General features: G+C 61.0%; 11 protein-coding genes. 9 read left to right on the top strand and 2 right to left on the bottom strand.

Features of this window, described 5'->3' with window-relative positions:
* Window positions 1–67: 67 nt before the first annotated feature.
* The 6 genes from HDC30_RS22040 (at window position 68) to HDC30_RS22015 (ending at window position 5,587) form a co-directional block, all read left to right on the top strand.
* Window positions 68–1,012: a choline ABC transporter substrate-binding protein gene (locus HDC30_RS22040; protein WP_096795713.1), complete on the top strand. Its 945-nt coding sequence runs from the start codon at window positions 68–70 to the stop codon at window positions 1,010–1,012.
* 118 nt (window positions 1,013–1,130) lie between these two features.
* Entirely contained in the window at window positions 1,131–2,018 is an 888-nt protein-coding gene (locus HDC30_RS22035; RefSeq protein ID WP_086793588.1) for a 3-keto-5-aminohexanoate cleavage protein, read from the top strand.
* A 227-nt stretch (window positions 2,019–2,245) separates the two neighbouring features.
* Window positions 2,246–3,211 (top strand): L-carnitine dehydrogenase, encoded by a 966-nt coding sequence (locus HDC30_RS22030; RefSeq protein ID WP_007962634.1) that lies wholly within the window; start codon window positions 2,246–2,248, stop codon window positions 3,209–3,211.
* A 127-nt stretch (window positions 3,212–3,338) separates the two neighbouring features.
* Window positions 3,339–3,815: a thioesterase family protein gene (locus tag HDC30_RS22025; RefSeq protein WP_183784889.1), complete on the top strand. Its 477-nt coding sequence runs from the start codon at window positions 3,339–3,341 to the stop codon at window positions 3,813–3,815.
* A gap of 23 nt (window positions 3,816–3,838) precedes the next feature.
* Entirely contained in the window at window positions 3,839–4,999 is a 1,161-nt protein-coding gene (locus HDC30_RS22020) for a gamma-butyrobetaine dioxygenase (RefSeq protein ID WP_183784887.1), read from the top strand.
* Window positions 5,000–5,323: 324 nt separating this feature from the next.
* Window positions 5,324–5,587: a hypothetical protein gene (locus HDC30_RS22015; protein WP_007962640.1), complete on the top strand. Its 264-nt coding sequence runs from the start codon at window positions 5,324–5,326 to the stop codon at window positions 5,585–5,587.
* An 87-nt stretch (window positions 5,588–5,674) separates the two neighbouring features.
* On the opposite strand, the gene HDC30_RS22010 is transcribed toward HDC30_RS22015, so the two are convergent.
* Together HDC30_RS22010 and HDC30_RS22005 are read right to left on the bottom strand one after the other, a co-directional pair.
* A complete protein-coding gene (locus HDC30_RS22010; RefSeq protein WP_007949927.1) occupies window positions 5,675–6,778 on the bottom strand; it encodes a GlxA family transcriptional regulator in 1,104 nt (367 codons plus the stop codon).
* A 600-nt stretch (window positions 6,779–7,378) separates the two neighbouring features.
* Window positions 7,379–8,755, bottom strand: coding sequence for an L-serine ammonia-lyase (locus tag HDC30_RS22005; RefSeq protein WP_115985992.1), 1,377 nt, complete (start codon window positions 8,753–8,755; stop codon window positions 7,379–7,381).
* Window positions 8,756–9,191: 436 nt separating this feature from the next.
* Here HDC30_RS22005 and HDC30_RS22000 point away from each other — a divergent pair, with 436 nt between their 5' ends.
* The 3 genes from HDC30_RS22000 (at window position 9,192) to choV (ending at window position 12,226) form a co-directional block, all read left to right on the top strand.
* Window positions 9,192–10,139, top strand: coding sequence for a choline ABC transporter substrate-binding protein (locus HDC30_RS22000; protein ID WP_027610641.1), 948 nt, complete (start codon window positions 9,192–9,194; stop codon window positions 10,137–10,139).
* Between the two features lie 66 nt (window positions 10,140–10,205).
* Window positions 10,206–11,051, top strand: a complete 846-nt coding sequence (gene choW, locus HDC30_RS21995) for a choline ABC transporter permease subunit (protein ID WP_007962645.1) — start codon at window positions 10,206–10,208, stop codon at window positions 11,049–11,051.
* Window positions 11,048–12,226, top strand: a complete 1,179-nt coding sequence (gene choV / locus HDC30_RS21990; protein WP_007962646.1) for a choline ABC transporter ATP-binding protein — start codon at window positions 11,048–11,050, stop codon at window positions 12,224–12,226. Before choW ends, choV begins: the two co-directional genes overlap by 4 nt.
* Window positions 12,227–12,428 lie beyond the last annotated feature (202 nt).

Here is a 12,428-nt window from a genome sequence, read left to right as displayed (position 1 = left end):
CGTAACTTTGCATCACCGGCACGCCAGATGCCGGAACTCACAATAACGACCTGCCGAGGAACCCGACATGAAACGACTGATCAGCAGCTGTGTTCTTGCACTCAGCGGTACCGCTTTCTTGAGCGCCAGCGTCATGGCAGCCGAACCCGCCTCGTGCCAGAACGTGCGCATGGGCGTCGTCAACTGGACCGACGTGATCGCCACCAGTGCCATGACCCAAGTGCTGCTCGATGGCCTCGGCTACAACACCAAACAGACCAGCGCGTCCCAGCAAATCATCTTCGCCGGGATCCGCGATCAGCGGCTGGACCTGTTCCTCGGTTACTGGAACCCGCTGATGACCCAGACCATCACCCCGTTCGTCGATGCCAACCAGGTCAAAGTCCTGCCGGCACCAAGCCTGAAGGACGCCCGCGCCACCCTCGCGGTGCCGACCTATCTGGCGGACAAGGGCCTGAAAACCTTCGCCGACATCGCCAAATTCGAGAAGGAGCTGGGCGGCAAGATCTACGGCATCGAGCCGGGTTCGGGCGCCAACACGCAGATCAAGGCGATGATCGCCAAGAACCAGTTCGGCCTCGGCAAATTCCAGCTGGTCGAGTCCAGCGAAGCCGGGATGCTCGCCGCCGTCGACCGCGCCGTGCGCCGCAAGGAAGCCGTGGTGTTCTTCGGCTGGGCGCCGCACCCGATGAACGTCAACGTGCAGATGACTTATCTCACCGGCAGCGAGGACGCCCTCGGCCCGAACGAAGGCATGGCCACGGTATGGACGGTCACCGCGCCGAAATACGCTGAACAGTGCCCGAACATCGGTCGGCTGCTGAGCAACCTGACGTTCACCGCCGAAGACGAGAGCCGGATGATGCAGCCACTGCTCGATCACAAGGACGCCTTCGAGTCGGCCAAGCAATGGCTCAAGGATCACCCCGAAGACAAGCAGCGCTGGCTGGAAGGTGTGACCACCTTCGACGGCAAACCGGCCGCTGAAAATCTGCAACTGACCAGTAAATAACCCCCGTTTGAAAAGCCCCTCACCCTAACCCTCTCCCCAGGGAGAGGGGACTGACCGACGCTTCGCAGCCCGAGAAAGGGCTGCGAACAGACTCAACACGCCTGAAGGAAACCGCACCATGAACCACGACGTCATCATCACCTGCGCACTTACCGGTGCTGGCGACACGACCGCCAAGAGCCCCCACGTGCCGGTCACCCCGAAACAGATCGCCGCGGCTGCGGTGGAAGCGGCCAAGGCCGGCGCCACCGTCGTCCATTGCCATGTGCGCGACCCGCAGACCGGCAAGTTCAGCCGTGACGTGGCGCTGTATCGCGAAGTGATGGAGCGCATCCGTGAGGCCGACGTCGACATCATCGTCAACCTCACCGCCGGCATGGGCGGCGACCTCGAAATCGGCGCTGGCGAGCACCCGATGGAGTTCGGCCCGAACACCGATCTGGTCGGCCCGCTGACCCGTCTGGCCCACGTTGAAGAACTGCTGCCGGAAATCTGCACCCTCGATTGCGGCACGCTGAACTTCGGCGACGGAGACACCATTTACGTCTCGACCCCGGCGCAACTGCGCGCCGGCGCCAAGCGCATCACCGAGCTGGGGGTGAAGGCCGAGCTGGAAATTTTCGACACCGGCCACCTGTGGTTCGCCAAGCAGATGATCAAGGAAGGCTTGCTCGACAACCCGCTGTTCCAGCTGTGCCTGGGCATCCCGTGGGGTGCGCCGGCCGACACCACCACCATGAAAGCCATGGTCGACAACCTGCCCGCCGATGCGGTGTGGGCCGGGTTCGGCATCGGCCGCATGCAGATGCCGATGGCCGCGCAAGCGGTGCTGCTCGGCGGCAACGTGCGGGTCGGCCTGGAAGACAACCTGTGGCTGGACAAGGGCGTGCTGGCCACCAACGGCCAACTGGTCGAACGCGCCAGCGAGATCCTCAGCCGCCTCGGCGCTCGCGTGCTGACCCCGGCTGAGGGCCGCAAGAAGATGGGCCTGACCCAGCGCGGCTGACCCAACCACCCATTTTCCTCTGTGAAATGAATTCTGTGGTGAGGGGATTTATCCCCGATGGGTGGCGAAGCCGCCCCAAGACCTGACAATCCGGGGCATCAGATAGACCGAGAGTGCTGGTTTTACGACTGCTTCGCAGTTGATCGGGGCGGTGCGACGTTTCGCTAAATCCCCTCGCCACAAGACAGAGTTTCCACAGGACCACCGAACTCTCTCAGGAAATCACCATGAGCTTTATCACCGACATCAAAACCTTCGCCGCCCTCGGCAGCGGTGTCATCGGCAGCGGCTGGGTCGCGCGTGCCCTCGCCCATGGCCTCGACGTGGTGGCGTGGGACCCGGCGCCTGGCGCTGAAGCCGCACTGCGCAAACGCGTGGCGAATGCCTGGGGTGCGCTGGAGAAAAACGGCCTGGCGCCCGGCGCATCGCAGGATCGTCTGCGTTTTGTCGCGACCATCGAAGAATGCGTGCGCGATGCCGATTTCATTCAGGAAAGCGCCCCGGAACGCCTCGAGCTGAAACTCGATCTGCACAGCAAAATCAGCGCAGCGGCCAAGCCCAATGCGTTGATTGGATCGAGCACTTCCGGCCTGTTGCCGAGCGAGTTCTACGAGAGCTCGACCCACCCTGAACGCTGCGTAGTCGGTCACCCGTTCAACCCGGTCTACCTGCTGCCGCTGGTGGAAGTGGTCGGCGGCAAGAACACCGCGCCCGAGGCCGTGCAAGCGGCGATGAAAGTCTACGAATCCCTCGGCATGCGTCCGTTGCATGTGCGCAAGGAAGTGCCGGGATTCATCGCTGACCGTCTGCTCGAAGCGCTTTGGCGTGAGGCGTTGCATCTGGTCAACGACGGCGTGGCGACTACTGGCGAGATCGACGACGCGATCCGTTTTGGCGCCGGTCTGCGCTGGTCGTTCATGGGCACGTTCCTGACCTATACGCTGGCCGGCGGTGACGCGGGGATGCGTCACTTCATGTCGCAGTTCGGCCCGGCGTTGCAGTTGCCGTGGACTTATCTGCCGGCACCGGAACTGACCGATAAGCTGATCGACGATGTGGTCGATGGCACCAGCGACCAGCTCGGCCGCCACAGCATTTCAGCACTGGAGCGCTATCGTGATGACTGCCTGCTGGCGGTGCTGGAGGCGGTGAAGACCACCAAGGAAAAGCACGGGATGAGTTTCAGCGAGTAATCCTTGCTCAGCAGTTCCGGCCCCTTCGCGAGCAAGCCCGCTCCCACAGGTGACCGCATTCCAATGTGGGAGCGGGCTTGCTCGCGAAGACGGCAGCCCAGTCACTATTAATGTTGGATCTGACACCATGCCCACTCTCACCACCTACCAAACCACCATCATCCCCGACTGGGTCGACTACAACGGCCACCTGCGCGACGCCTTCTACCTGCTGATTTTCAGCTACGCCACCGACGCGCTGATGGACCGCCTCGGCATGGACAGCAACAACCGCGAAGCCCGCGGCCATTCGCTGTTCACCCTGGAACTGCACCTGAATTATCTGCACGAAGTGAAGCTCGACGCCGAGGTCGAGGTGCGCACGCAGGTCATCGGCCACGACAGCAAACGCCTGCACCTCTATCACAGCCTGCACCTGGTCGGCGACGACCAGGAACTGGCCGGCAACGAACAGATGCTGCTGCACGTCGATCTCGCCGGCCCGCGCTCGGCGCCGTTCACCCCGGACACCTTGAGCCGCCTGCAAGCCATCGCCGCCGAGCAAGTCGATCTGCCCGCCCCGGCTTACATCGGCCGTGTCATCGCTCTGCCACCCGCCCGTTAATCCCTCCCACGCAAGGAGCCGCCATGCACACTGCTGCTGTTGCCGATTTCCGTACTTATCCGTTGATCAGCGCGCTGAGCGGCGTGCAGAACCTGGCGGATCGCGTGTCGATTGCCTGGGCCGACGGCCGCATCAGCCCGTTCCATCACGTCTGGTTGCGAGATAACTGCCCGTGCGAGCAGTGCGTCTACAACGTCACCCGTGAGCAGGTATTCGAGATCGTCGATGCTGCGCCGGATCTCGTCCCCGCCAACGCGCACATCGACAGCGACGGCTGTCTGCAGATCGACTGGCAGGACGGCCATCGCAGTCGCTTCGATCCGGGCTGGCTGCGCGCGCACGCCTATGACGACGAGTCCCGCTCCGAACGTCTGGCGGCCAAACCCAAGGCTTACCTGTGGCGCAGCGATTTGCAGCTACCGGTATTCGAATATTCAGCGCTGATGAACGACAACGGCGCGCTGCTGCAATGGTTGATCGCGGTACGCGACATCGGCCTGACTCAGGTGCGCGGCGTGCCCACCGAACCAGGTTCGCTGAAGCTGATCGCGCAGCGCATTTCGTTCATCCGCGAGAGCAACTTCGGCGTGCTGTTCAACGTGCAGTCCAAGGCCGATGCCGACAGCAACGCCTACACCGCTTTCAATCTGCCATTGCACACCGATTTGCCGACTCGCGAACTGCAACCGGGTCTGCAATTTCTGCATTGCCTGGTGAATGATGCCGAGGGTGGCGAGAGTATTTTTGTCGACGGTTTTGCGATTGCCGACGCGTTGCGTCAGGAAGCACCGGAGCTGTTTCAGGCGCTGTGCGAGATCCCCGTGGAATTCCGCAACAAGGATCGCCACAGCGACTATCGCTGCCTGGCGCCGATCATTGCGCTGGACGCGTTGGGCCGGGTCGCGGAGGTTCGCATGGCGAACTTTCTGCGCGGAGCGTTCGATACATCGGTGGAGCAAATGCCGCTGCTGTACCGGGCCTATCGGCGCTTGATCGCCATGACCCGTGAGCCACGTTTTCGCCTGATGCAGCGACTCAATCCGGGTGAACTGTGGTGCTTCGATAATCGCCGCACGCTGCATGCGCGCAATGCGTTTGACCCGGCCACCGGGGCGCGGCATTTCCAGGGTTGCTACATCGATCGGGATGAGTTGTTGTCGCGGATTCTGGTGTTGCAACGGTAAACCGCGTCATCGTTCTTCGCGAGCCTGCTCGCGAAGGCGTCAGCGCCAACCACACCCCTCTCCCGGATTCACAGGCAAAAAAAGCCCCGATACAAGCCGTGACAGGATCGGGGCAGAGGGTACTGTTGAGGAGCTGCCAGTCGAGGGTGACCAAACCGTCTGTAGCGAGCTGAGGTCAGTGTGCCGACTCCCCTTGGCACTGAGTTAGCCGAAAACGACCTGTTCATAGCCGTCGCGGCCACTGCGACAAATCGCCCTTGCCGTGCCTCCACATGCCCACCAGAATCGAGTCACGACCTCCGTTGCCGAAGAAGGAAGCGCGCCATGATGTATGCCGATTTGATCGATCAGGAAGACTTGTTGGGCCAGCTCAAGGCATTGGGATTTCAGGTGCCGAGCGGTTCGACCGCCGAGCAGGCCTGTGAGTGTGCGGTGCGTGGTCTGGACAATGTTCGCGCGTTTGAATTGCGCAAGATGGTCAAGGACATGTACACCAGCGGCGCCAGTATCCAGCCTGCGGTGCGCCAGGCGATCGACAAGCAGTTGTTGCCGGCGTTGGCGGATTACCAGCAAAGCCATAGCGCCTGATAAATCCATTCGCGAGCAGGCTCGCTCCCACATTTGAAATGCATTCCAGGTGGGAGCGAGCCTGCTCGCGAAGAACGATGACTCGGTCTACAGCCTTACGCTGGCAAACGTCGACTCATTACGCGCCTGACTCAACGCCGACATCGGTCCCGATAGCGGCGACATCACGATCGCCTGCGGCAGCGGCAGCATCGCCACTTGCTGGGTGGTGTTGGAGCCTACGCGTTCGTCACGCGGCGGAATGCCGAAGTATTCGCGGTAGCACTTGGAGAAGTGCGGCGTCGAGACGAAACCACACACCGACGCCACTTCGATGATCGACATCGGCGTCTGCTTGAGCAACTGCCGCGCGCGGATCAGGCGCAGCTTCAAGTAGTAGCGCGACGGCGAGCAGTGAAGGTATTTCTGGAACAGCCGCTCCAGCTGTCGACGCGACACGGCGACGTACACCGCCAGTTCGTCGAGGTCGATCGGCTCTTCCAGATTGGCTTCCATCAGCGCGACGATTTCCTGCAGCTTCGGCTGGTTGGTGCCGAGCATGTGCTTGAGCGGCACGCGCTGGTGATCCTGCTCGTTGCGGATGCGCTCGTAGACGAACATTTCCGAGATCGCGGCGGACAGTTCACGGCCGTGATCGCGGCTGATCAGATGCAACATCATGTCCAGTGGCGCGGTGCCGCCGGAGCTGGTGAAACGGTTACGGTCGAGGGTGAACAGGCGCGTGCTCATCGCCACGCGCGGGAATGCTTCCTGCATCGCCGCCAGACATTCCCAGTGCACGCTGCAATCGAAGCCGTCGAGCAGACCGGCGCAAGCCAAAGCCCAGCTGCCGGTGCACACCGCGCCCAGACGCTTGGACTGACGGGCCTGGCTTTGCAGCCACGAGACGTGTTCACGGGTCACGGTGCGTTGAATGCCGATCCCGCCGCAGACGATCACGGTGTCCAGGGGCGGAGCTTTGTGCATGGAGGCATCGGGGGTGATTTGCAGACCGTCACTGGCCCACACCTGACCGCCATCGACGGTCAGGGTGCTCCAGCGATACAGCTCACGACCGGACAATTGGTTGGCCATGCGCAGGGGCTCGACTGCGGAGGCCAGAGAAATCAGCGTGAAATTGTCCAGCAGCAGAAAGCCGATGGATTGAGGCGCACGGTTCTGGGGTTGGGCCCCGGAGTTGAACGACGTCATCGCGGTATCTCCTCACACAAAGCGGGTGATGGCCTCAGGCGGAGGCTCTTGTTATTGCCGGCGTTCTCGCGTGGGAGACGGGCTTTGTTATGACAGAGCAATTGCCATGCCTAAAATTGAATGGCTGTTCAATAACTCCTGAAAACGACGTCGCGACGTGTCTATTCAAGACGTCGGACACACGGTGTTTCGAAGTGCCATCAGCGGCGCCGAGAGCCCTGCCCCGCTGCCCGTGAGCAGATCGGTAGCACTTGTGGGAACGGGCTTGCGCGCAGTTGTTTCAGAGTGTCACCGCAAGCACGGGTGACGGACGGCAGGGAGTGCGAATGGCGCACTGCGAGTGGGAAAAGCTCTTATCTGATTACGACGCGCTAAAAGGTGGCGCCTGCGGTTATGTGTGTTCCGTTAGCGAGCAGTTTTGACTGGTCTGACGCTTCCAAATCAAACATAAATCCTGTGGCGAGGGGATTTATCCCCGATCGGCTGCGCAGCAGCCGTAAACCATTCAGCGCGGTGTGTCAGGCAACACTCGATTGCAGGATTTGGGGCCGCTTCGCAGCCCATCGGGGATAAATCCCCTCGCCACAGGACATCTCGGTCTCAGCATTCTACGGCGCTAACCGCCAAACCACCCCGCGAGGTCTCTTTATATTTGTCATGCATATCGGCGCCGGTATCACGCATGGTGCGGATCACCCGGTCCAGCGAGATGAAGTGCTGACCATCGCCACGCAGGGCCATCTGCGCTGCGTTGATCGCCTTCACAGCGGCAATTGCGTTGCGCTCGATGCACGGCACCTGCACCAGGCCGCCGACCGGATCACAGGTCAGGCCGAGGTTATGTTCCAGACCGATTTCCGCCGCGTTGCACAGTTGCTCCGGCGTCGCGCCCAAAATCTCTGCCAGACCCGCTGCCGCCATCGCGCAGGCCGAACCGACCTCGCCCTGGCAGCCAACTTCGGCACCGGAGATCGAGGCGTTCTTCTTGCACAGAATCCCCACCGCCGCCGCGCCCAGGAAGTAATCGACGACGTTGGCGTCGGTGACCGCTTCGCTGAACTTCATAAAGTAGTGCAACACCGCCGGAATGATCCCCGCCGCGCCATTGGTCGGCGCCGTGACCATACGCCCGCCCGCGGCGTTTTCTTCGTTGACCGCCAAGGCGAACAGGTTGACCCATTCCATCGCGCTCAACGTCGAACCGATCACGTTGGGCTTGTTCAACTCCTGCAGGCTGCGATGCAACTTGGCCGCGCGCCGGCGCACATTGAGACCGCCGGGAAGGATGCCTTCGTGCTTGAGGCCCTGCTCGACGCAATCCTGCATCGCCCGCCACAGCTTCATCAGTCCGGCGCGGATTTCCTCTTCGCTGCGCCAGACCTTTTCGTTGGCCATCATCAGTTCGGCGACGCGCAGGTTGTTCTTTTGGCACAGCTGCAGCAGTTCCACCGCGCTGGAAAAGTCATAAGGCAATTCGGTGCGATCCAGATCGACCACACCGCTGGATGCCTGCGCCTGATCCACGACAAAACCGCCACCGACCGAATAGTAGGTGTCGCGATGAATCTCGCCGTGATCGCCTTCGGCAACCAGAGTCATGGCGTTGGGGTGGAACGGCAGGTTTTCGTCGATCAGGCGCATGTCGCGAGCCCAGACAAACGGCACCGACAGACGACCATCCAATAACAGCGTGTGAGTTTCGCGCAGCGCCTGAATACGCGGGCCGATCTGCGACGGGTCGATTGCGTCCGGCCACTCGCCCATCAAGCCCATGATCACTGCATTGTCGCTGCCGTGGCCGATACCGGTAGCCGACAGTGAGCCGAACAGTTGCACTTCTATACGCCGTACCTGCTCGAGCAGGTGCCGGTCGCGCAGCGATTCGACAAACAGGGCGGCGGCGCGCATCGGGCCGACGGTGTGGGAACTGGACGGGCCGATGCCGATTTTGAACAGGTCGAAAACGCTGATAGCCATTGCTGCAGAGCTCCTGAGGATGCCGGTCCGGGGCGTTAAGCGCCCGCTGGCGGAGCTGCTACGCTCAAGCTGCGATCCGCCGGAATGCCCGCATCATCAGGCTTTTGTCAGGTCGCTCGGCGTCTGACACCGACGCACTCATGCCCACCAACGCCGTGCCGGTTTCCTCCCGTGTTTTCGCCGTTTTTATGCGGTTCAGATGGCCAAACGGGGCGGAAAAAAGCTGTAAACGACGTCACTGACACTGGATGCGACCATCCCTGTACTGGATACGACCCACCCTGTAGGCGTCAGATTTTCACTGGTACATGATCGTTATGACTCGATTGCAAGGCGCCGTGGTAGAGCTGTCTCCAGAACGCCATCCAACCGCAACCTATAAGTGCGGTGGTCCACAGTCGGAACACTGCCAAAAAAAACACCAAGGAGTCCATCCATGAAAGGTTCCCCGTCGTTGTTGTTGGCCGCCATGCTGAGTCTGCCGTTACTGGCGCAAGCTGCAGAACCGGCGCAGTGCAGTACCGTTAACTTCTCCGATGTCGGCTGGACCGACATCACCGCCACCACCGCCACCACTTCGGTGGTGCTCGACGCCCTCGGCTACAAGACCAAGACCACCATGATCTCCGTGCCCGTGACCTACAAGTCGCTGGCCGACGGCAAGAACATGGACGTGTTCCTCGGTAACTGGATGCCGACCATGGAAAACGACATCAAGGCCTACCGCGATGCCGGCACCGTCGAAGTGGTGCGCACCAACCTCAAGGGTGCCAAGTACACCCTCGCCGTACCGCAAGCCCTGTACGACAAGGGTCTGCATGACTTCGCCGACATCGCCAAATTCAAGAAAGAGCTCGATGGCAAGATTTACGGCATCGAACCTGGCAACGACGGCAACCGCCTGATCCAGAGCATGATCGACAAGGACGCTTTCGGTTTGAAAACCGCCGGCTTCAAGGTCGTCGAATCGTCCGAAGCGGGCATGCTCTCGCAGGTCGACCGCGCGCAGAAACGCGACACCGCCGTGGTCTTCCTCGGCTGGGCGCCGCACCCGATGAACAAGCGCTTCAAGATTCAATACCTGACCGGCGGCGATGACTTCTTCGGCCCCGATTTCGGTGCTGCCACCGTGGCGACCAACACCCGCAAGGGCTACACCACCGAATGCAGTAACGTCGGTCAGTTGCTGAAGAACCTGGAGTTCACCGTCGACATGGAAAGTACCCTGATGGGCAACATCCTCGACGACAAGATGAAGCCTGAAGCGGCCGCCAAGGCCTGGCTGAAAAAGAACCCTCAGGTGCTCGATACCTGGCTCGCTGGCGTGACCACCATTGACGGTAAACCAGGCCTGGAGGCCGTGAAAGCCAAGCTCGCACAGTAATTGCCTTACGCCGGGCGAGTTCGCTCGCCCGGGCTGTTTATTCCTTGCATGCGGACGTTCACTACCATGCTGATTGATCAGAAAATCCCTTTAGGCCAGTACATCGCGGGCTTCGTTGAATGGTTGACGCAACACGGCGCCAGCACCTTCGACGCAATCGCCGTGACACTGGAAACGATGATCCACGGCGTGACGTTTGCGCTGACCTGGTTCAATCCCTTCGTCTTGATCGGCCTCATCGCCCTGCTCGCGCATTTCATCCAGCGCAAATGGGGGCTGACTGTTTTTGTGATTGCCTCGTTCCTGCTGATCCTCAACCTGGGGTACTGGCAGGAAACCATGGAAACCCTCGCCCAGGTCATGTTCGCGACCCTGGTCTGCGTGGTCATCGGCGTACCGCTGGGCATCGTCGCTGCGCACAAGCCGATGTTCTACACTTTAATGCGTCCGGTACTCGATCTGATGCAGACCGTACCGACCTTCGTTTACCTCATTCCTACCCTGACCCTCTTCGGGCTGGGTGTGGTGCCGGGCCTGATCTCCACGGTGGTATTCGCCATCGCTGCACCGATCCGCCTGACCTACCTGGGCATCCGCGATGTCCCGCAAGAACTGATGGACGCCGGCAAGGCCTTCGGCTGCTCGCGTCGCCAATTGCTCTCACGGATCGAACTGCCTCACGCCATGCCGAGCATCGCTGCCGGCATCACCCAGTGCATCATGCTGTCGCTGTCGATGGTGGTGATCGCGGCACTGGTAGGCGCCGACGGACTCGGCAAACCGGTGGTCAACGCACTGAACACTGCTGATATCGCCCTGGGCTTCGAAGCGGGCCTGGCGATCGTACTGCTGGCGATCATGCTCGACCGTATCTGCAAACAACCCGACGCCAAAGTAGGGGGTGACGCATGAGCATAATTCGCTTCGATAACGTTGACGTGATCTTCACCAAGGATCCGCGCGAAGCACTGAAACTTCTCGATCAAGGCTTGACCCGCAGCGAGATCCTGAAAAAGACCGGGCAGATCGTCGGCGTGGAAAAGGCCAGTCTGGACATCAACAAGGGCGAGATCTGCGTACTGATGGGCCTGTCCGGCTCCGGCAAGTCGAGCCTGCTGCGCTGCATCAACGGCCTCAACACCGTGAGTCGCGGCAAGCTGTTCGTCGAGCACGAAGGCAAGCAGATCGACATCGCTTCCTGCACCCCGGCCGAACTGAAAATGATGCGCACCAAACGCATCGCCATGGTGTTCCAGAAGTTCGCCCTGATGCCGTGGCTGACGGTGCGCGAGAACATCAGTTTCGGTCTGGAAATGCAGGGCCGACCGGAAAAGGAACGGCGCAAGCTGGTCGACGACAAGCTCGAACTGGTCGGCCTGACCCAATGGCGCAACAAGAAGCCCGATGAACTCTCCGGAGGCATGCAGCAGCGTGTCGGCCTGGCCCGGGCACTGGCGATGGACGCCGACATTCTGCTGATGGACGAACCGTTCTCGGCACTCGACCCGCTGATCCGTCAGGGTCTGCAGGATGAACTGCTGGAGCTGCAACGCAAGCTGAGCAAGACCATCGTGTTCGTGAGTCACGACCTCGACGAAGCGCTGAAACTGGGCAGCCGCATCGCAATCATGAAGGACGGCCGGATCATCCAGTACAGCGTGCCGGAAGAGATCGTGCTCAACCCGGCGGACGACTATGTGCGCACCTTCGTGGCCCATACCAACCCGCTCAACGTTCTGTGTGGCCGCAGCCTGATGCGCACGCTGGACAACTGCAAACGCATCAACGGTTCGGTGTGCCTCGACCCGGGTGGCGATTCGTGGCTGGACCTGGCCGAAGGCAACACAATCAAGGGTGCGCGGCAGAACGGTTCGGTGCTGAACCTGCAGAACTGGGCACCGGGGCAAGCGGTGGAAGCGCTGGAGCGCAAGCCGACACTGGTGGACTCGAACATCGGCATGCGCGACGCGCTGCAGATTCGCTACCAGACCGGCAACAAACTGGTGCTGCACGACAACAACCATGTGGTGGGGATTCTGGGCGACAGCGAGCTGTATCACGCGTTGCTGGGCAAGAACCTGGGGTAAGGCGGGATGAAAAAAAGGGATCGCGGTGAGCGATCCCTTTTTTATTGAGTCAGGGAAAGCCCCCTCACCCTAGCCCTCTCCCAGAGGGAGAGGGAACCTACCAAGTTGTCTTTCGCTATACATCGACCTGAAAGATCGAGTCGATTATGGATTCAACAACGTTCTTTCAGGTCGGCGGATTTCTGCAATATCTCCCAATCAG

The sequence above is a fragment of the Pseudomonas sp. JAI115 genome, from assembly GCF_014200835.1.
GTDB lineage: Bacteria > Pseudomonadota > Gammaproteobacteria > Pseudomonadales > Pseudomonadaceae > Aquipseudomonas > Aquipseudomonas putida_A.
Note: the sequence above shows the minus strand (reverse complement) of the source record. Positions and strands in the feature narration are given on the sequence as shown.